This window comes from Microbispora oryzae (assembly GCF_017896165.1).
Taxonomy (GTDB): Bacteria; Actinomycetota; Actinomycetes; order Streptosporangiales; family Streptosporangiaceae; genus Microbispora; species Microbispora oryzae.
The window spans coordinates 1-21,220 of sequence record NZ_JAFCNB010000001.1; the positions used below are offsets into that span (position 1 = coordinate 1).

Annotated in this window: 11 protein-coding genes; 2 read left to right on the forward strand and 9 right to left on the reverse strand. The window is 66.8% G+C overall.

The annotated features are described in order from the left end of the window. Positions 1–484: 484 nt before the first annotated feature. From JOL79_RS35720 to JOL79_RS00025, 5 genes are all read right to left on the reverse strand, one after another. A complete protein-coding gene (locus tag JOL79_RS35720; protein ID WP_372446695.1) occupies positions 485–1,264 on the reverse strand; it encodes an MmyB family transcriptional regulator in 780 nt (259 codons plus the stop codon). A 296-nt stretch (positions 1,265–1,560) separates the two neighbouring features. Next, positions 1,561–3,615, reverse strand: coding sequence for an NACHT domain-containing protein (locus JOL79_RS00010; protein WP_210153510.1), 2,055 nt, complete (start codon positions 3,613–3,615; stop codon positions 1,561–1,563). Further along, positions 3,612–4,562, reverse strand: coding sequence for a hypothetical protein (locus tag JOL79_RS00015; RefSeq protein WP_210153511.1), 951 nt, complete (start codon positions 4,560–4,562; stop codon positions 3,612–3,614). Before JOL79_RS00015 ends, JOL79_RS00010 begins: the two co-directional genes overlap by 4 nt. A 410-nt stretch (positions 4,563–4,972) precedes the next feature. Then, entirely contained in the window at positions 4,973–6,163 is a 1,191-nt protein-coding gene (locus JOL79_RS00020) for an endo-1,4-beta-xylanase (protein WP_210153512.1), read from the reverse strand. Positions 6,164–6,913: 750 nt separating this feature from the next. After that, complete coding sequence (locus tag JOL79_RS00025) at positions 6,914–7,327, reverse strand: RNA-binding S4 domain-containing protein (RefSeq protein ID WP_307848188.1); 414 nt, start codon at positions 7,325–7,327, stop codon at positions 6,914–6,916. Between the two features lie 206 nt (positions 7,328–7,533). On the opposite strand from JOL79_RS00025, the gene JOL79_RS00030 reads away from it, so the two are divergent. Continuing rightward, positions 7,534–7,989 (forward strand): class I SAM-dependent methyltransferase, encoded by a 456-nt coding sequence (locus tag JOL79_RS00030; protein ID WP_210153513.1) that lies wholly within the window; start codon positions 7,534–7,536, stop codon positions 7,987–7,989. A 599-nt stretch (positions 7,990–8,588) separates the two neighbouring features. Here the strand turns inward: JOL79_RS00030 and JOL79_RS00035 are convergent. Beyond that, a complete protein-coding gene (locus tag JOL79_RS00035; protein WP_307848189.1) occupies positions 8,589–9,521 on the reverse strand; it encodes a zinc-binding dehydrogenase in 933 nt (310 codons plus the stop codon). A gap of 203 nt (positions 9,522–9,724) precedes the next feature. After that, entirely contained in the window at positions 9,725–10,600 is an 876-nt protein-coding gene (locus tag JOL79_RS00040; RefSeq protein WP_210154129.1) for an IS5 family transposase, read from the reverse strand. 182 nt (positions 10,601–10,782) lie between these two features. Between JOL79_RS00040 and JOL79_RS35725 the strand changes: the two genes are divergently transcribed. Next, positions 10,783–10,983, forward strand: a complete 201-nt coding sequence (locus JOL79_RS35725; RefSeq protein ID WP_210153515.1) for a tyrosine-type recombinase/integrase — start codon at positions 10,783–10,785, stop codon at positions 10,981–10,983. A 119-nt stretch (positions 10,984–11,102) separates the two neighbouring features. Here JOL79_RS35725 and JOL79_RS00050 read toward each other — a convergent pair whose 3' ends face one another. Continuing rightward, the gene (locus JOL79_RS00050; RefSeq protein WP_210153516.1) at positions 11,103–11,612 is read right to left on the reverse strand and encodes a hypothetical protein; all 510 of its coding nucleotides are present in this window, start codon (positions 11,610–11,612) and stop codon (positions 11,103–11,105) included. Then, positions 11,570–21,190 (reverse strand): DNRLRE domain-containing protein, encoded by a 9,621-nt coding sequence (locus JOL79_RS00055; protein ID WP_210153517.1) that lies wholly within the window; start codon positions 21,188–21,190, stop codon positions 11,570–11,572. The genes JOL79_RS00050 and JOL79_RS00055 overlap by 43 nt, the downstream gene beginning before the upstream one ends. Positions 21,191–21,220: the final 30 nt, after the last annotated feature.

Below are 21,220 nucleotides of genomic sequence, written 5' to 3' on the forward strand. Positions count from 1 at the left end.
TTGACTACGGTAAGCATGGGCGTGCCCTCCCAGCCGACGCGCCAACGTCGGCCTACTCAGTGACCTTCGAATCGATCACTCGGGAGGGTACGCCCCCGAGCCGATCCACAGGTTCTGAGCATTGCTCTGTCGGTGGGCTCGGACCTGAATGTACGAAGGGCGTAGGCAAGACGCACAAGATCAAAGCATGAAGTATGGCCCCACTCTCAGCAAGGGCATGTACGGGCACCGAAATCTGGCGAGGCAGCGCCACACCCGCACTTGTCAGAGGAAACGGCCGGACGTTCGCACACTATGCGCTCGATCCGCACCCTTTGGTCTGCGGCTGGTCCAGGAGAACCCGGCGTGGTTACTGGCCCGCGCACAAGCGCCACGCTCGGCAATAACATCAGGGCTCTCAGCACCCTGTTGCCGGTCGTCGAGCCACGGTTGGCCTGAACTCGCTTCATCCACCGCTCCAGGCTGTTACCGGTGAGCCGCATCATCATCTGGGCGAAGGCGCGGACGTGCTCGCGGAGCGCGGCCAGGGCCCGGGCAGGCCGCGGTCAACGTGCGCAGGTGCTGGTGTTCGTCGGTGTCGAGGGTCTCGGGATCGCTCGCGCGGGCGAAGCGGCGGACAGTGTTGCGGGCCAAGTTCAGCTGGCGGGCGATCGCGCGCGGGTCGCGACCTTGCGCGAGCAACTCGTGGACCAGGGTGTGCCGGTGGCGGGTCCGCTCGGCCAGACGCCCGGACCGCCGCTCCGGACGGGCTGCCGGGCTCCGGTTCGCCCAGGAAGACGCAGGGGTCAGGAGCGCTGTCGAAGCGCACCGTCTCATGTCGGAGGGTCATCTCGCCGACCTCGGGGTGACGCAGGTGGACGAACTCCTGGTTTCTGGCGCGTACGTCGTGGCGAGCCCACAGCCGGCCGAAGTCCTCGCTTTCCGTGGACAGCTCTTCGACCATCTCCATCAGGAAAGGGTCACCGCCGAGCGATCCCGCCTCGGCGTGCAGATGGGCCACATCAGACATGGCCTCCTGCTCCCACCTCGGGTAACGCGCCTCGGGGTTGAGGAAGGTGAGGCGGACGAGGTTATCGTGGTGCGGAAGCCACTCGAAGAGAGCGGTGGTCACCTGGTTCATGGCAAGGATGTCCAGCCGGCGGTTCACCACGAAGGCCGGAACGTGCGACGGCGGCCGACCGGCGGCAACCGACCCGTTCGGGAGTCGTGACGTGACGGTGGGCGCGGAAGCGGTACGGCCCGCCGCTGCTGGGCCACGGAGCATGACCGGTCGGCCATCCGTGGGCCGGATGAGGACACGCCGCGGAGAAGACCAATCTCGTTGCGCGCGGTGCCTGATCGGACACGGGTGAGTCGCACGGCGTTCTCCGGAGCACCGGCTGGCCGTCAGTGGGGACTACCGACGGGACGGGTTACGCGATCAAAGGCGAGACCTTCCAGGACACCGTGGTGCGAGAAGCCTGCGGGTGGAGGTGGTCTATGAGGCCGAACTCATCGGCGACACCACCAAGATCGACCCATTCGCAGCCACAGCATGGCCTTCTCCGCCCTTGGCACCGGCTATTTCGACAGCTCCGCATCGCGTGTAGGACCGCTGGCCCGTTCAGGAGTGGCGGCCAGAAGATGATCGCTGATGATTTGATGCCTGAACTGGTAGTACGGGCCGGATCGGCGCAAAATGCCAAGGTCGTAGGCGTACTCCAGAAAGGGCATGAGGCGCAGAGGGGCGCGGCCACGAAAGGCGAACCACAGGCGGGCGGACGCGAAGCGGGCGGATGCGCTGGACGCCTGGGACATCAGGCCAAGGCCGCCACCGGCCGCCAGGGCGCTGACGAAGGCACCAAGCATGGCCTGCTGCCAGGTTGGGAGGCCGAGGCCCCACGCCTGATGGGTCTGGAGTGCCTCCTTCAGGCTGTGGGACAACCTGGTGCCCAGGAACGCGCCGTCGATCCCGCCCACGAGGGCTCCCGCCAGCGCTCCGAGCCCCCAACTGTAGGCCGTCGCCTTCCGGTCGTTGTTGAGAAAACCCTCTGGGGTGCCGGCTTCCTTGGGAATGGCCTCCTCGTGCAGTGAACGGGCTATACCGAAGGTCAGTCCGAAGATGAGAGCGTGGGCCACGACGTACGACATGCCGTCGAACAAGAGGGCGCTGTCGATTCCGCCCATGACGGCGCCGACCAAGCCGAAACCGATACTGCGATAGAGCGCGCGCCGGGGATTCTTCTTGTCGCGGATGCTCGGGGCCGACTGACGTGGGGCGTCGGGGCCGAGGAGAGTAAGCACGAGTCCGGCCGTTGATCCTACGGCGAACCCGAGCGCGAGCCCGACCTGGAGCAGACCGAACAGCCCGAACAAGATCGCACCCAGGACCGCAGAGCCCACACCCCCGCCGATGACGCGAACGATCGGGAAGAAGGCGCGCGTGCGGACAGCGCGGTGCATCTCCCACCACGCCAGATCACCGGAGCCCGAGTTGCGGAGGTACTCGCTGAGGAATCGCAGCGTGGTCTGCGCGACGGCCGGTCTCCACGTAGACGGGTCCGCCCCTGGACCGGTCAGCACGGCGGGGATGAACGCGCTGACCAGGTGGCGCTCGATGCGGAGGCGGCTACCGTCGGCGAGTAGGTCGGCAGGTAGCGGGTGGTTGTTCCGGTACTGCGTGAGAGTCAGAAAAAGCATGAGCGGGGTGCTGAGCGCGGCGGCCACCTCTCCGTCGGGACGGGTGGTCAGCTCGGCGAGAAGCGGTGCGAGGGCCTCGCCTCCGTCGCGGTCGATCAGGTAGCGGGCGGCCGCGTTGGCGTCCAGCGGCTGCAGCGTGGTGACCAACGCCCCATCTATGAGGCGTGCCAGGTCCGGGGTGAACTGCCCGATCCGGCTGGTGATGACGAACGAACGGCTCCACAGGTCGGAGTTCAGGGTCGCCAGGACGGGCGCCCGGCGCTCTTCCGCGAGTTCGTCGAGGCCATCGAAGATCGGAAGCAGCAGGCCACGCTCGAACAGCTCGATCACCGTCGGCGACGGCCCGCCTCGGGAGCCGTTCCCGCCGTCGTCGAGAAAGCCGTAGTCCAGCAGAAGACGGCGGTTGATCCACGCGTGCAGGGTCTCCTCCGGCAACCACGAGGAAAGCGGTAGCGTGACCGGCACCGGCACCGCTGCCGCCGGCTCGGTCATCACGAGTGTGAGAAGCAGCGCGAAGCCGGTTTTCCCCGATCCTGGTTCTCCCGTGACCACCAGTCGTTTGGGCACGCGGCTGCGTGTGAAGCCGGTAATGAGCTCGCCGGAGTCACCCGCGGCGGGTAGCTCGACGGCCAGGCCACCGGCGGCCCGGAGACCGGTCGCCCGCCAGCGGATCACCATGGGCTGGCCTTCCCAGATGCCGCGCGTGGCCGATTCACGGGTCGCCTGCGCACGCACTTTGACGCGTAGCTTCTCGGCACGTTCGGCTGCGCTCCCCCGGGCCGGGCTGGGAGTACGCAGAGAGACCAGCAGCGCGATGGCCGAAACGGCAGCTGAGACCAGTGCCACGGCGGGCTCGACGTCCTTGCCGAGCAGCAGAGCGACGGCGCCCACAACGACGCCGGCGGCGAGCAGGAGCCATAAAAGGGTGATGATCAATCGGCGCACCGGGGACCCGATTCGTGGGGAGAAAGGTTGATGACCCCGTTTCCGCGCCGGGCGAAGACCAGCAGCGGCGTCCGGGCCGATGACCTGCGTGCCGGGCGCCTCGGGTGAGGCAACCGGGAGAGGTAGGCCCAGGCCAGCATGGCGTATAGCGCGCCGGTGTAGGGCCGGCTACCCGGCCGGCTGTACAGGTCGTGCAGTGCCGCACGGGTGGTGCGAAGACGGCGGCGCACGTCCGGAAGGCGTGACCCTCCCCGGGTCGCGGGGGTCGTGATTCCGGCGGCGCGGTCGATGTCGCGGTCGAAGTAGTCGTCGAGCACCTGCAGGGTCACACCGAGATCCTTGAGGACGTCCTGTTCGCGGGCAGTCATATACGGATGCACCAACGCGTGCAGGAGCAGATTGGCCGTAGCGCCCTTTCCACGGGTGATCTCCCAAAGCAGGCCCTCGCGGATAGCGGGGTCCTTCTGTTGGTGAGACGACTTCTGGTAGCCGTGCAGCGCTCTGAGCGTCACGTGCGGCAGAGCGTCCTCGGGCAGGTCGAGGCGTAGAGCCAGTGATTGGTGAAGCTCGTGGAGCAGGACATCGAACTCGGTCAGGGGAGTGAAGGGGCCTCCGCTGAAGAGCGCATCGAGTCCGCCATCGAGGTCGGGCCGGTCGGAATGGTCCATGAGGTCGTCGTAGAGCCGCGCGATGGCGCCGCCGAGGACGAAGAGATCGGGGCGGCCCGGTTTCCTGACCATCATGGCGTACATCGACAGGAGAAAACCGACCTTGAGCGACGTGGCCCGCAGCGCTTCGCGGACATGTTGTCGCTCGCCAGGGTTGACGGCCTTGTCCACGAGCGGCGCGACCACCTCATCGAAGGTCCGGGTGAAGACCTTCAGGTCGCGAAAAACGAACGTGATAACCGAAGTCAGCGCCAGAAAGAGAGCGCCCAACTTCAGTCCATGTCACAAAGGGCGGGGGCCGCGCTTCCTGTCACCATGGCCAGCACGTCGCCCAGCTTAGGTCTCGAGCGTGGCGATCAGCCAGACGATGAACCGGAGCAATCGTCAAGACCTGTGGAGCACGAGTGTGCGAGCAGCTGCCGGTGAGGGCTGATCGTCTGGCGTTCGACGAGTTCGCCGTCGATGCACGTAGCCCCGGCGCGGACCAGGACGACGAGGTGGGTGCGTTGACCGACCTTGGCCACCGCCTTGCCGTGCTTGGCGCCGTAGGCGGCTTGGCCATCCGCCAGGCGTCACGCCTGGCGGCGCATCTCTGTGGAGATGACGCCGCCACACGTCATACGGCCGAGTCCGGCGAACGGGCCGCCTCGTGGAGTGCGGCCCCGCCCCTGCCGGCACGGTCAGTGGCGACCCCCGCCCGGGCCGGGCCGGTGCGGCGCGCCCGCGGCGAGTGCCAGGTCCTGCTGGAGCACGTAGTACTGCGACTTGGGCTGCAGGTTCCCGTCATACAGCAGGGCCGCGCCCTCCTGCGGGTCGTCGAACCATCCGGGGATCCAGGAGTAGGTGTCGCCGAACCCCCACGGGGTGAACGAGATGCACTCGCGCACCGCCAGGCATGCCTTCATGGCGCGGGACCAGTAGCTCTCCTGGGCGTAGGAGGCCAGCGGGTCGGTCGGGGTGTTCACGTTCGGCGCGGCCTCGGTGAACGTGCGGACGTCCACCTCGGTCTCGGCCACCTTAAGGCCGAGGTCCGCGAAGCGCTGCAGGTTGTTCTGCAGGTCCGGGAAGCCGTACTGGGTGTCCAGGTGGCCCTGGAAGCCGACGCCGTCGATGGGCACGCGCTGGGCCTTAAGAGTCTTGACGAAGTCGTACACCGCGTTGCTCTTCGGCCCGGTGAACTCGAGGTTGTAGTCGTTGTAGAACAGCAGGGCCTTGGGGTCGGCCTCGTGCGCCCACCGGAAGGCGTCGGCGATGTAGCCGAGGCCGCCCCACGCCTTGTACCAGACGGTCTCGCGGGGCTTCCCGTCGTCGTCGAACGCCTCGTTGACCACGTCCCACTGCCAGATGTCGCCCTTGAAGTGCTTCACCTGGTCCTGGATGTGCTTCTTGAGCAGGGCCTTCAGCTCGTCGTTCGACAGCGTGGTGGTGTAGCCGTCGGAGGAGAGCCAGGTGGGCAGCTGGCTGTGCCACACCAGTGTGTGCCCGCGGACCAGCTGCTTGTTCTTCTTCGCGAATTCGACCAGCCGGTCGGCGGCAGCCCAGTCGTACGTGCCGCGGGTGGGCTCCACCAGCTGCCACTTCATGACGTTCTCGGGAGTGACGCTGGAGAACTGTTCGGCGGTGATCCGCGTGTAGTCGGCGTTGCTGCCGAGTTCGTCCATGTTCACAGCGGTGCCGATACGCAGTCCGACCCGGTCGCCGAGGGCGCGCAGCGAGTCCGCGGCGGGCCGGTCCTGGGGCGGTGCGGGGACGGGTCCGGCCTGGGCCGGTGTGGCGGCGGGACCGGCTTCGGCCGAGGCCGAGCCGACGAGAGCCACCCCGCTCAGCAGGGCCACGCTCACGAGGCCGATGGCCAGTTTGGGACGATGCAAGGGAAACTCCTCGGGTTGGGGGAACCGGGGTGACCGGTGGTGCGATCAGGCACGTCCGAAAGTTTCTGTGACATTACGAAAGTAATGCGACCATAGAAACGCGCCTGTGGTACGTCAAGGGGTCAGAACCCGCTCGTAAGTTCACGGGAAGCTCGGCACCAGAGGCATTGGACGCGAGAGCCGCCTTCCTTACCACCCAAAATCAACCAACAGAGTTTCCGAAACTTTTCGACCATCGGAGCGGGCGATCACTGGAGGTGGCCTGCGACGGGACCACCGCATCGTCGTGCCGGGCCGGGTGACCGGTCTCGTTGGCCCGAGGCCCGCGTCCACCAGTGGGGACTGGCGCGGCACCCGGCGACGGTTTCGGTCAGGCCTCGGCCGAAGTCGGCGGTCGGCTCAAATCCGAGCGTTTGGCGGATCCCGCCGTCCTCCGGTGCGTGGCGGCCCCGGCTCTCGACACCCGCGCCGACCATCGCGTCACCTGGCGACCGCCCGTGGACACGCCACTGATGTATTCGGGAATCGTTTTCGACCAGTTTCTCGACGGCCGTCCGCGTGGTGCGAGCGCCGCATAGGCGGTGGAACGGCCGATCTTGGCCGCCCATCCCACTTCCCCAGGTCGGGATGTTGCAACGGCCGCTACGGTCTCCAAAGCCGTCCGGACGGGTGCCGGAAGACCGGCGGAGAACAGCGCCGCTGAGGTGGGTGACGAGAGAACTCCTCACCCATTCGATGCGGCATGTCCGTTCAGTCCGGGCGTGCCCGGCGGTCTCGCCCCTCCACCACTGGGCGCCCGAGCAGCTTGTCGATGCTACGGCGCTCGCGTTTGGTGGGACGTCCCGCGCCACGAGCCCGAACGGCCACCATCACGGCCTCCTCGCGCGGAGGGGGCGGAGGGCTCTTGTCTACGTAGCACTCGGCGGCCACGGCGCCGCCGACGCGCTTGGTGATGACGCGGGAGACGACCACGATGCGTTCGCGCCCCTCGTGCCGCAGACGGACCTCATCACCGACCCGGACGACGTGGGCGGGCTTGACCCGCACGCCGTTGACCCGGACGTGACCGCCCCGGCAGGCGTCGGACGCGACCGAACGAGTCCTGGTCAGCCGTACCGACCAGATCCAGACGTCCACCCGCGCGCTCACCTGCTCACCCGACACCCCGCCACTGTACTGAGAGCGGCGCTGCTGGCGGGCAAGCCCGACTGGCGAAGGGCCGGCGACGTGCCGACGACCTCAACACGGACGGCCGCGGGATGAGCGAGGGACCTCGTCATGACGTGCTTCCTTCGTTTTGACCCGGCCCAAGCTAGCGGTGTTCAGCGAAATCGCGCTGGATAGACGGGTCTTTCGCTAACGTCGAGCGAGTGTTCGCCGCCGCTCGTTCACCGGAGTCCGCCGATCGCCTGCGTGCCGACCTGGTCACCGCGCTGAAGGAGCGGGGCTCGATCCGCTCTCCCGAGGTCGCCGAGGCTGTCGCGAAGGTCCCCAGGGAAAGGTTCGCGCCCGAGGCACCGCTCGACGCCGCCTACTCCGTCTGGGATGTCGTCGTCACCAAACGCGACGCCGACGGCAAGGCGACCAGTTCCATCAGCGCGCCCTGGCTGCAAGCCGAGATGCTGGAGGGTGCCCGGCTGACCCGCGGGGCACGGGTCCTGGAGATCGGCTCTGGCGGCTACAACGCCGCGCTCATCGCCGAAATCGTCGGGCCAGACGCCGGTTCCGGGGCCTGGACCCCACGGTGTGCGGGTTCATCCCCATGCAGGGGGCCGGGGCGTACGAGGACCAGGAAGCCGTCCTCGCCGGCGGAGCGGTCAAGCTGACGACCGAAGACAGCCCCGGACTCGACGCCGACGCGCTCGGCCGGGCACTGGTCGAACCTCGCACCGAGCTGTGGACCGGCGTCGAGGTCGGCAGACGGGAGCCGTTCGACACCCTCAACCTCTGGCTGGCCACGGTCGAGGACAGGTTCGGCATGATCTGGCAGGACCCGGACCGCGACCGCGATCTCGTCCAGACCGCCCTGCGCTGGCACTGCCCGGCTCTCATCACCCGCGACAGCTTCGCCTACCTCACCCTGCGCGACGCCCAGCCACATGCGACCGCGGCGGAGCACAACGAGCTCGGGGTACACGGACACGGCCCCGACGGCGCGAAGCTTGCTCGCCGGCTCCGCGAGCAGATCGAGGTCTGGGATCGCGACTGGCGCCACCACCCCGGGCCGGCCTTCAGCCTCTACCCCGTCGGCGTCACGGTGCCGAACCCTACTGCTGGCCGGATATTCCGGAAGCGGCACACCCAACTGGTCATGGCCTGGGCGTTAGCCCCCGCATCCCGCACTATTCGCAGGAGTTGCACATCGGGCCGCAACGCCACGGATGAGGATCCGCTTGTTGAGAAGATGCTTCTGGCACGGGGCCCGTTAGACGAGCAGCAGGGTCTTCCCTACGGCGGTGCGATTCTCGATCGCGGCGTGCGCCTCGGCAGCGCGTTCCAACGGGAAGGTCTGCCCGATCACCGGCCGGACGAGCCCGGCGGCGGCCTTCGACATCATCTGCTCCGCCCACCGCGCCACGTTCGGCCCAAAATCGAAGAGCTGCTCGATGCCGATCACCTCCACCCCCTTGGATCGGGCTTCCGCAGAGTCGATGAGCGTGACCTCGCCGCTGGAGGCTCCGTGCACCGAGAACCGGCCACCGCGAGCTGTCACCTCGAATGCGGCCCGCCCTATCTGTCCGCCGACGCCGTCGAACACCACGTCCGGTCCCGCACCATCGGTCGCTTCGAGTACCCGCCTGGTCCAGGTCGGCTCCGAGTAGTCCACCACGGCATCGGCGCCCAGTTCCCGGAGCAGGTCGAGCTTGCGCGTTCCGCGGGCAGCTCCCACGACCCGAGCGCCGACCGAACGGGCGAGCTGCACCAGCAGGCTGCCGACGCCGCCGGCCGCCGCTTCGACCAGCACCCAATCACCGGGGCCGATGCCCGCTCTCTCGGTGAGGCCCTGCGCGGTGCTGCCGTCGCTGTGCAGGGCGATGGCCTCCGGCAGGCCCAGTCCGTCCGGCACCGGAAACAGTTCCTCGACCTTGGCTACGGCACGCTCGGCGAACCCGCCGGTCTCTCCAGTCCCGGCGATGACCCGGCGCCCAATCCAAGCCGGATCCACCCGCGCCCCGACCGAGCTCACACGACCGGCCACCAGACCGCCCGGCACGTATGGCAACGACGGCCTGGCATGCCACTTGTCGACGCCACGCCGGATCTGCGTCTCGACGAACGTCATGCCCGCGACCGCCACATCGACCACGACCTGGCCCGCCCCAGCCACCGGATCCGGCGCCTCACCGGGCACCAGCACCTCCGGATCCCCGAACCTCAGCGCCTGAACCACCCGCACACCGACCACCCCTAACCGTTCACTGACAGGGAATCCAAGCATGCAACCTCAACCACACTTGAGATCAAGGTGCAGCCCGACCAGGCAGCAGAGCAATCGTCAAGACCTGTGGATCAATAGTTCCTAAGAGGGCGTTTGATCCCATAGGTTCCGTTTGCTTCGGATTATGCGCCCCGCCAGGTGGGGGTGGATTCGTCGGTGAGTCGGCGGGCCATGAGGTCGATCATGGCGAGGTGGACCATGGCTTCGGAGCGGGTGGGCAGGGCTTCGTAGTCGCGGACCAGGCGGCGGTGGAGCATCAGCCAGCCGAAGGTGCGCTCTACCGTCCAGCGGCGTGGCAGAGGAGTGAATCCCCTGGTGGCGGGGTCTTTGCGGACGACTTCCAGGTCGATGCCGAGGGTGGCGCTGTGTTCGATGACGCTGGTGCTGTAGGCGCTGTCGGCCCAGGTCTTGGTGATCGTGGGGTGGGCGGCGGCGACCTGGGCGAGCAGGGTGCGGCCGGCGGCGCCGTCGGAGACGCTGGCTGCGGTGACCAGTACCGCGAGCAGCAGGCCGAGGGTGTCGGTGACGATGCTGCGCTTGCGTCCGACGATCTTCTTGCCCGCGTCGATGCCCTGGGTGGCGGCGGGGACGTTGGTCGAGGTCTTGACGCTCTGGGCGTCGATGACGCAGGCGGTCGGCTCGGGGTCACGGCCTTTGGCCGTGCTGACTAATCGTCGTAGCATGCCGCTGAGCTGGGTGAATACGCCGTCTTTCTGCCAGTGGGCGAAGTAGCTGTACACGGTGGCCCAGGGCGGGTAGTCGTGCGGGAGGTAGCGCCAGGGGATGCCGGTGCGGTCGACGTACAGGATGGCGTTGAAGATGGCGCGCAGGTCGTGCTGGGGAGGGCGACCGATGTCCAGGCCCCTGCCCCGGCGTTCGGCGTGCCAGGCGGTCAGTACGGGTTCGACTAGCTTCCAGCGGGCGTCGGACAGGTCGCTGGGGTACGGTCGCTGTTCGGTCGTGCCTTGGGCGTATCGCGTGAGATGACGACCGCCCAGACCTGTGCGGTGTCCGTCACCAGCAGGTAAGCCACAGACCGCCACATCTTGGGATGAGACAGGATTTTCTGCCACAGAACGGCCCCTGATCGCCCAGGTGATTGCCCCCGACGGCCAGCAGATCGCGTGAAACCCGCCAAAAGCGACATTCGATCAACCAGTCGAATCGGGAGAAACCTGGATTGAACAGGATCAAACGCTCTCTCAGACATTCCTGCGCCTCACTACTCCTGGATCAAGGCGTCGACCTGATCGTCATCAAAGAACTCCTCGGCCATGCTCACATCTCCATCACCGCCGACATCTACACCCACGTCAGGCTCCGCCTCCAACGCGACGCCATCGACCGCATAAATACCGCCCTCGACGACACCAACCCATAGCCGTCAGGAAGAAGACCGCACAGCGCGTAGCCGTCAACGTAGCCGTCAACCACGTCCCGAGATAACGATCAACCATAGATCAGATAAAGCTTCACCAAAACGAGAAGCTCGCGCGACGGCTATCTGATCCCGCTATAGAGAATGACCTCATCGCGCGCCGGACCCACCGATGGAATTCGCTTCCACCACCATTCGCGCCGACGATCCGGGCGGGCGTCGATCTTTTCGACCCGAAGAAGATCATCAGGCTCTGTATAAGAGATGAATTTATTATCAATCTCCGCGAGCACTGCTTCTACCCTTGCCCTTACGTGAGCATCCAGACCATCTAATCCTTCGCTAATGTGATCGCGAAGAATCAGGGCAGCGATCAGATCGTATGCACCCCATGCGGATCGGTCAGACTTAGGCAGAGACAAATCAGCCTCAAATTTATGCACGTGCGCCTGCCAAGAAAACAGCAGTTCAAGAAGGCTGATGCTTTGCTGGTCAGAGAGTTGAGCAACCACAGCTCCCATGGCGCGCAGATCATCAGGCGAAAGACGCTGAGAAATCCAGGAGTCTTCGGGAGAAGTCAAAACAACCCCTACCTTCCAAGCGATCCAGGAAAGTACGAAGTACTCTTCCATGGTAGATCATAATTGATGATGACCCTAACGCCATTGTGGTCGAACTGCGCGGCATTTTGCTCACCGATTCGAACTGGGCCGGCCTGACGCAAGGCGGTTTCGATCTGAGCCCTAGATGGGCGTCCCATGGCCGGATTCCCGTCACCCGTGTGCCCGTTCACGAATTCCACCATCTCGTCAAGCGTGTATTCCTGACCGTGGAAATCCTGCGCACCGAGCTCGTCACCGTTTCTTCCACCAATTGGCCTGCCACAGAATGGCCCACTGTTATGGACCAGGATCGGCGTACTGCCTGCGAGCACATAGTACGTGTGATAGTCGGCGATTGTGAGGTCGTAGACAGTTGGGTGTCCGGCGTGGGAGGTGATTGTGCGGATGTGGGTGGTTGTGCCGTTGGGACGACGGAGGGCGTTGGCGGTGGTGAGTTGGTCAGCGCGGAGCCACGTGTGGTGGGTAGCGTCCCAGAAGAGGTGATGTTCGGTGGCGGTGATGGTGGCGCCGGAGGCGGTGCGCCGGTGTTTGCCGCTGGTTTGCTGTTTGTTGCTGGTGTCGGTGTGGAGCGTGATTTGGATGAGGTTCGTGTAGTTGGTGCCGGATTTCGTTGCTTCGACGGTTTCGGGGGTGGTTGTGCCTGTTGTGGGGTCGGTGGCGAGGACGTGGTCTCCGGGGTGGATGTTTTCGATGGCTTTGTGGGAGTGGTCGGCCATCAGTACGGGAGTGCCGGCGGTGAAGCTGTTGGCGCAGCCTTCGGTTGCCGCGCCAGGACCGCCGATGAAGAACGCCCCTACGTTGGCGCTGGTATCTGCCCCTATGCTCCAGGCGGAGGAGCCTCCGGGGGGATGGTTGATAGCCGGGTCGGATGTGCTCAGGACTGGGGAGAGCGCTCCTCCGGTGGGGGTTTGCCACTGGCACCATTTCCCGTCCCAGCAGGCGATGTTCGGTGTGCCGTTGAACCCGGCGAAGAAGCCGCCGAAGTAGTCCACGGCCGGTGGCAGGGCGGGCGGTGGTGTGTAGGGCTTGGGCTGCGGTCCGTACCGGTTTTTCGCAGCCGCCTTCTTCGCTTCGGCTAACGCTTTTTCCTGGTCCTGCCGCTTCTTGACGTTCTGCTTACAGGTGGCGTTGCAGTAGCCGAATTCGTGACCCTGGACGGCAGGCGGATGATTGTCGTGTTGCTTGATGTGGCGGTGGTGTTTGGCGGCTTGTTTGTCTTCTTCCCATCCGGCTCGGCCGCCGTTTTGGCTGTACGCGTAGTCCTCGGGGATCATGCCGGTGGGGTCGGACATCCCGATGGGGTTGTCGGCGGCGTAGCTGTAGGGGTTGGCCAGTTGCGGGTCGCTCAGGACGAGCAGCGGGTCGGTGGAGACGAACCTGGCGATGGACGGGTCGTAGTAGCGGGCGCCGAGAGAGTCCAGGCCGGTGGAGTCGTCTTCGGTCTTGCCGAGGAAGCCGCGGTCGGTGAAGGGCAGCGCGTCGGTGCCGCGACGCTGACCATAGGGCAGGTACCGCTGGCGGCTGACCTGCCCGGTCGCGTCGTTGACGGCCAGTTGCTGTGACCCCTGCAGGGCGGAGGCGAGCCAGGTGAGCCCGCTCGGGGTTCGCATGGCGACGGTGGCGCCGCCGGCGTCGGTGTAGTAGCGGGTGGCCGTTACCGTGCCGCCGGACAGTTTCAGCTCCATCGAGCCGAGGTAGAGCACCGTCCCGGCCGGATCGCGGCGGATCAGGCGGTCGCCGTCGGCGTCGTAGACCATGGTGGTGCCGGCGCCGCCCACGGTGGCCTGTTCCAGTTGGCCGAGTTCATTCCACTGCAGGTCGCCGCTCGTGCCTCCGGCCTGCCGGGCGGTCAGCTGGCCCGCATCGTCGTAGGAGTAGGTGTCGGTGAGGGCGGGACGGGTGATCGAGGTGACCGCGTCCGGACGCGTCGCATTGCTCCCGGGGGCGGGATAGGTGTAGGTCGCGGTCTGCCCGTGATCGGACAGCGAGGTCAGGCTACCCACCGCGTCATAGGAGTAAGACTGGGCGTAAGGGGTGACACCCTGCTGATCGGCCGACCCCATGTCCGTTCCGCAGGCCGACGCAGTGGTCGTCCACGCCTGCGACAGCCGATGCAGACCGTCGTAGACGAAACACTCCGACTGCCCAGGACTGCTCCCACCCGCCGATACCGCGTCCAGGATCCCCGTGATCTCCCCGGAGATGTCATAGGAATACCAGTCATCCTGGCTCACCACGGGAGCAGCGGTATCAGCCCTGGTCGTCGTGGTGACATTGGTCAGATACCCCCTGGTGTCATCCCAGCCCAGCGTCCGCTTGATTGAGCCCGCGCCGCCGTAGGAACGCTGCGCCAGCTCGCCCGTTCCCCGGTAGCCTGTGGACCCGACGTAAACGAACCCCCCGCCGAGATCAGACGACATCGACTGAGGCAGGCCCAGATCGGTGTAGGCGAAGCTGAGCGTCTCCGCCGGAAAGCCACCCGCAGCCGGCATGCTCGTGCTGGCCACCGCACCGGAAACGGCGTAACCCGTAGTGAAGGTATAGGTGCCGGCCAGCGCCCCCTCCGCGGAGGGAATGGTCAGCATCGAACCGGTCGGGCGGTTCATCGCGTCATAGCCGGTCACCGTCTCGGTGTAGGCGTTGCCTCCGGAGAATCGGGTCGCCGAGGTCAGCTGCCCCTTGGCCACCGTGTCGTAGGCCCATTCAGCGAGCTTGGTGCCGGTCCCGGCCTCTCCGGACCACACGGCGGTCTTCCTGCCGAGGTCGTCGTAGGCGTAGGAGACCTTCTGGCCCTTGCCGTTAGTTGACCACTGGAGTCGGCCGGCGCTGTCGTACGCCTGCTGTGAATCACCCGCGTCAGGGTCATGGGAGGCGATGCGGCGGCCGAGCAGGTCGTAGGTGAAGGTGCGGACGTTGCCGTTGGCGTCGGTCTGCTTGACCAGCTGTCCCTTGGGGTCGTACTCGTAGGTCGTGTCGTAGTGCTGGGCGCTGCTGACCGTGAGGTACTGCCAGGACGCCCAGTCGGAGACGGTGGCGCCGGCGACGGCGCGGGCACGCCAGCGGATCTTCCATCCGTCGGTGAGGGAAGCGGGCGGGACGGTGACGGCGGCCGGGTCGCCGGAGGCGACGCCGTTGACCGAGGTCGTCCAGATGCTCCCGGTGCCGTGTGCGGTGTCGGCGGGATCGTGTTCGACCTGGAACTCCGCCCCGAGCCGGCCGCCTTGGTCCGAGCGCACGGTGGCGATCAGCGCCGGGGTCAGCGACGTGGTCGTGCCGCCGGACGACGGCTGAGCGCGCAGGGCGCCGAAGACGGGCACCTGGGAGCCGTCGGTGACCGTGAGTGGCTGCCATGCCGACCACGGCGACGTCCCGGCGGGAGTGACGGCCCTGACGCGCCAGCGCACCTGCCAGCCGTCGCCGAGCTTGCCGTCGGGGACGGCGGCAGCTGCCTGGGTGCCTGATGTGACGTTGTCGATTCCGGTGGTCCAGATCTGGCCGGTGCCGTGTGCGGTGTCGGCCGGGTCGTGCTCCAGCTCGAACTCCGCCCGCAGGTTGCCCCCGGCAGGGTCGGTGACCTGCGCGAGCAGTTGCGGCCTCAGCGAAGGCGTCACGGTGGTCCCGTCGATGACCTGAGAAGGGGTCACCTGCAGAGAGCCGACAGCCGGATCGGGAGCGATGTTCCCGGTGTCCACGGTCGCGTCCTGCCAGTCCGACCACGCCGAGGTGACCTGGGTGGCGGCGTTGACCGCACGAGCGCGCCAGCGGATACCCCAGCCACTGGTCAGCTTGCCCGAGGGCACGGTGACTGCCACCTGAGTGCCCGAGGCCATATCGTCGACCGCGCCGGCCCAGATCTGGCCGGTGCCGTGTGCGGTGTCGGCAGGATCGTGCTCGACTTCGAACTCCGCCCGCAGGGGGGCGCCGTAGGCGTCGGTCACCACGGCCAGAAGCTGCGGCGTCAGGGATGAGACCACCGTCTGCTGACCGGCCGTATGGGCAGGAGTGATCTGTAGCTGACCGACCGTCGCGGCCGGCAGAGTGACGGCCAACGACTGCCAGGCCGTCCAGGCCGACGTGTTGGATCCCGTACCGACCGAACGGGCCCGCCACTGCACCTTCCATCCGTCGGCCAGCTTGCCCGCCGGAACGGTCACTGTCGTCTGACTTCCGGAGGCGACATCGTCCACGCCGGTGGTCCAGATCGTTCCCGTGCCGTGCGCGGTGTCGGCCGGGTCGTGCTGGACCTCGAACTCGACCCGAGACGCGGCGCCGTCCACAGTGGTCGCCCTCGCCGCCAGGACAGGGGTGAGTGAGGAGGTGGTCTTCGCCCCGCCCACGTCCTGGGACGGGGTGACCTGCAACTGGTCCACCACCGGATCCGGCACCGTGATCGTCACGGTCTGCCAGGCAGACCACGCCGACGACGTCGCCGCTCCGGTGTTGGTCGCCCGCGCGTGCCAGCGGATGTGCCAGCCGTCGGACAGCTTGCCCGACGGGACCGTCGCGGTCGCGTCGGCGCCGGAGGCGACCGTGGCCGAGCTGCCGGTCCAGATTGACCCGCTGCCCTCGCCCGGATAGGCGGGGTCGTGTTCCACCTCGTAGTCGGCGCGCAGGCTGCCGCCCGCCGGGTCGGACACGCCGGCATGCAGAGTCGGCGTGAGAGACGACACATCCGTCCCCGACACCGGTGTGACCGACAGGGCTCCGACGGCGGGAGCGGAAGCGGAACCGCTGGTGCTGGTCACCGTGAGCTTCGGCGGGCTGTTGAACTGATCCGTCTCCTCCGAGGAGGCGAACACCCGGTAGTTGTTGGTGTTGGTTTCCGATGGCGACTGCAATGCCACGCCGTAGTTGGCCGCGCCGGCGGCCCAGTCGGCCACGATTCCCGTGACGGTCCAGTCCAGATACCCCGCCCCGGTGCCGCAGCCGTCTTGGAACGCCTTGGTCGTGGTGACCGCGTCCTCGGTGGTGTCGGTGGGCTTTCCTGCCCAAGTCAGCGTTGACGCGTCCCAGTTGCCGGTCAGTCGGCGCACCTGGATACCGGCCCCCACCGACGTGCCACACGTGGGCGCGTCGATGTTCATCACTTCGAGCTTGGCGCTGCTGATCGTCGCACCCGCCAGTGACGAGGTGCCGAAGCGCAGATACACGCGGGAGCTACCGCTGCCGACCTGGGTGCCCGCCAGCATGAAGGGACTGGCCGGGTCATCCGCGCCGAACACACTGGACAGGTCCACGTCCTGATTGAGTGGAAGGGTGGTCGTGGGGTCGACGCGGAGCGGGTAGACGGTGGACGGGTCGGACAGGAACGCGGGATCGGGCCGCAGCACCAGCACCTGCCGGCCTTTCTCCGTGACGACGCTGGTGTCGATCTTCCCGCGTCTGCCCGCGACCGGCACCCGGCCCTTGTCCGCCTCGGCGTCCAGCATCACTGGCGCAGGCGCGGATGCGGCGACCCTGCCCTTGGTGTCCTTCAGCGTCAGGCCGGTCTTGCTCGCCGTCGCGGACAGCCCGGTGGTGACCAGCGGCAGGCGGAATTCCACCGGCTTCGTCGGACGCTGCCGCATGATCACATCGTGGCGGAATCCTGTCGGTACAGCGGTTACCACCAGCTCGGTGCCGTTTCCCAACTCGTAGGTCGCGGTGTTGCCCTTTACACTGGGCCGGGGCAGAGCCGTTGGCCACTGCACCCCGAAGACCGTGCCGTCGCTTCTCGTCATTGTGGCGAACGCGCTCGTGCCACCGGTGGAGAAACGGACATCCGCAGCCGCCGCCTTCGGGTGCAGCACCCCGCCGTCCTCCACCAGCGTGGTGTCGATCGGCACCCAGGTGTCGCCCTGTTTCACCCGGACCGGTCCGGCGGTGAACTCCGTGGTGAATGTCTTCCCGTCCGGGTTGGCGAACATCACGCTGGACTCGGTCGTCGCCTCGTCGACCTGCACCCGCTTGCCCTGCTCCGCAGCGGTCTTGAGCGCCGCCTTCGCCGCCTTGGCCACCGCGGCATCTACGGCACCGCCGTCAGCCGCGGCACCGGTGGTCGTACTCTGGTCTGGGCCCGTGGCCTTGGCGGCAGCCGTGGACGCCGAAAGCGTGTTCCCCGGCGCCGCCGGCCCCGCGGCCCCCAGCAGGGACTGCGGGGAGACTCCCGAACCCAGCCACTCCTCGATCTTGATGACCTGATCGTCGATGTCGGAGTAGTACACGGTCTTGCCGCCAAGAGGTGGGATCACCTCGCGCTTGTCCGCCCCCAGGTAGTTGGTCGTCGTACGCCGCCGCTCGCTCGCCCCCGACATGTCCACCTGAGCGGTGGCCCGACCCAGACCGTCGTACACGGGTTTCGACCACCGCGGCAGCGTCGTCAGCACAGGGTTCAGCAGCCCCGACCCCGGTGCCGCGGAGTTGTACACCGGCGCCGAGGCGGCCGCGGTGAACCCGCGTGGATCATAGGTGGTCACCTGAACGACGCGACCTCCGGCGGGCGATGCCGCCTGTTGCTCGCGGACACGACCGAGCCCGTCGGAGTAGGAATACGTCGTCACCCACTTCGCCGTCGTGCCGTGACCCGACTGCAAATGGGATGTCGCCGTCCTCGGCGGACCGGTTACCTCCCCGTCCTGACCGGAGGGGATGATGTACGCGGCCTTGGCAGCCGGCGTTCCGCCAGACTTGGGCGCGACGGGCGTCCACGTCTGTAGTGTCCGGCCCAGGACGTCGTAGTCGATGTTGACTTCGTGCCCGTTGGCGTCGCGGACACCCACGGGCTGACCACCGTACGGCGAGGACCACGTGGTCGTGGTCTGGCTGAGAGGATTGGTGACCGACACGCCGCCCGAAGGCCAGCCGGCGGCCGGCGAATACGACGTGGTGGTGGTCTTCCCCGCGGGATCGGTCGAGGTGAGAGGCCGGCCGTACCCGTCGAACGTCGTCTTGGTGGTGGTGTACGTGGTGGAGGTGTCGTAGTCTCTCGACTCGGTGACGTTGCCGCGGGTGGGGAGATTGTTCGAGGTACTTGTGGCGCCGTCGTACAACGTGACCGAGCGGCTCAGCAGCCGACCGGCGGTGCAGTCGTCACCCGCGTGGGTCTCCTCTGAGTCGACGGCGTCGAGCATCCACGTGGCAGTGTTACGCGCGTAGGAGGTGGCGAGGCAGGTGTTGTCGGCGGACGTACTCCTGTCTCCGTAATCGTTCACCTTGGTCGGCAAGCCGTCGGAGTTGTACGCGCTCTTGACCTCGCTGTAGCGCCAACCGGAGGTCGTCTTCTCCCGGGTCACCTCGCGGACCTGCTTGACCATGTGGGGATTGACCGGGCCAGGGCCGGTGGCTGTGTCGGTGACCTCGTATTCGTAGCGGGTGGCGTCATTCTCGGTCAGTCCACCGGGCATCGGCAGGTCGGGCGGGCAGGGGCCCAGGTCCAGCCAGCCGCTCGACCCCGCCGATCCGGGCGCGCCGTTGCCCGTCTCGTAGATGACCTCCCAGTTGCGGTTCCCGTATGAGACATGGTCGCCTCGGATGTAGGTTCCGCCGGCCAACCACTGGCGGTACTCACAGGCATACTGGGCCGTCACCGTCGTGGCCTGCCACGTCTGCTCCTGCAGAGTCTGGCCCTCCATGGTCTTCGTGTCGCTGAACCGGCCGCCGTCGAAGTCGGTGACCGTGTCCCCTGCGATGCCGCGGAAGAACTTGGCCGAGGTGATGCTGTATGTGTCGGGGGTACTGCCGCTCCCTACGATCGTCCGCACCTCGCCGTATCCACGGAACTCGGTGTAGTCGTCCCGCGTCCTCCAGTTGTGCAGGACGAAGGGGTTGTCGGGTATCGCCCAGCGAGGACTGCCCACGTACTGGTATCGGGTGACCTTGTCGGGTGATCCGCTGACCAGGTCCATGTCGGTCACCCGCATGACCAGCAGCTTGCCGTACACCTCGCCGGTGTAATGAAGCTGGTCGTCGTCACCTATGTAGCTGCCTGTGGTGACGAAGTAGCAGTCGTACGGATCCTCGTCCCAGCCCGTGGTAGGCGGCGAGACCCACGGGGTCGGACACGGATTGGCCTGACCGTAGCTGACCTCCGTACGGCCGCCGATCCCGTTGTTGACCGCACCGATCCGGGGAAATTCGACCGGGAAACCGCCGTCCGTGGAGTTGTCGGCCGCGTATCCGTCGAAGGTCGTCGGCGGCAGCGTGATCGAAGCGCCACCACCCGCCATGCCGGTCCTCTGGATGGAGTTCAGCCACAGCATCGGGTATTCACCCAGGAAGTCCGACATCCACTGGTAGGACAGATCCCATTGGGAGACGTCCTCCCAACTGGACGCCCCGGCGTCCCCCGTCTGGGTTCGGATCGAGGTCAGCTTGACGCCGGTGTAGAACGTCGGTCCGGTGTTGAACCAGCACTCGGAAGGGTCCCTGTCGCACACGGGCGCGTCGTTCGGGTCTCCCTCCGCCTCCGCTCGCGGAGCGGTGTCGAACACGATCCGGTCCGTCGCCGTCGATCCGGGGACGTTCACGTTGGAGCCGTAGGTGACCGTCGCCAGGTTGCCGGCGCGGTCGTACTCGGGGTTGCAACTGTCGTCGTACGGCAGGGCGAGCGTGCAGTAGAAATCGTTCTCGACGTTGTAGGAGTAGTCGATCACGTTGCCCTTGGGGTCGATCTCCTCGTCCAGTTCCCAGCGCCAGGGCGCGACACACAGAGCCGTTACTGCGTCGTCGCTGCTCGACGTCGGGTACTTGTCGTGGCACGGCTCGCCGGCGTTGTCACCGATATAGGGCACCTGCCAGGAAGAGTCCCGGTGATAGCCGAACCGGTAGACGGTCCCGCTCTGCGTCGTGATGCGCCACCAGGGCTGACCGGCCTGACCCCCGGAGGAAATCTTCTCGATCTTCCAGCCGAAGTCGTCGACCGTCCGCCACGTTCCTGTCGAATCCTTCACGATGTCGGAGGACCGCCCGCCCACGGACAGTGTCAGCTTCGAGGCGGAGGGATCGGAATACGGAGACTCCCAGCATCGGTCGTCCCAGCCCCGCTGGTAGGGATTGCCGCCGCCGAGACCCTCGTTCGCGTACTCCTCGCATGACACGAACGACTGCTCGATGAATCCCGGATTGATGTCCCAACCCATGCCGGCCACACCGGACTGGTTGTTCGTCACCGCGGTCAGCGCGTCTACCGTGGCCGATGAATACTCCAGCGCGAGATCCGGCCCGGGACCAGACGGCGCCGGCGGCGCAATGATCGGATACCTGTAAGTGAAGGCACCACCCGACGCCCCCACCTGCCAACTGCCCGACGGGCTCAGACTCGAGGCGGAGAAGTCACCGACGGCGGAGCCCGCCGCGGTTGCGGCGGCCGAGGCGGCCACCATGTAGACGAAGCCCTCGGGCACCGTGGTCCCGCTGACCGCGGACGGCACCGCACCAGTAGCCGAAGGGGACGTCACCTCGACTTCCGCCGTCAAACGGTTGTTCTTCACGTCGTTTACGACAGGAAGCTGGGCTCGCTGCGCGGCCCTTTCCCTGGCACACCGCGGTGTGAGCGGAAGCGTGAGCGCACACGCGGGGAGCTTTAGACTCCCACCGCCAAATCCCGGCAAAACGGACAGCTTCCTGGGACGGCGAGGAAG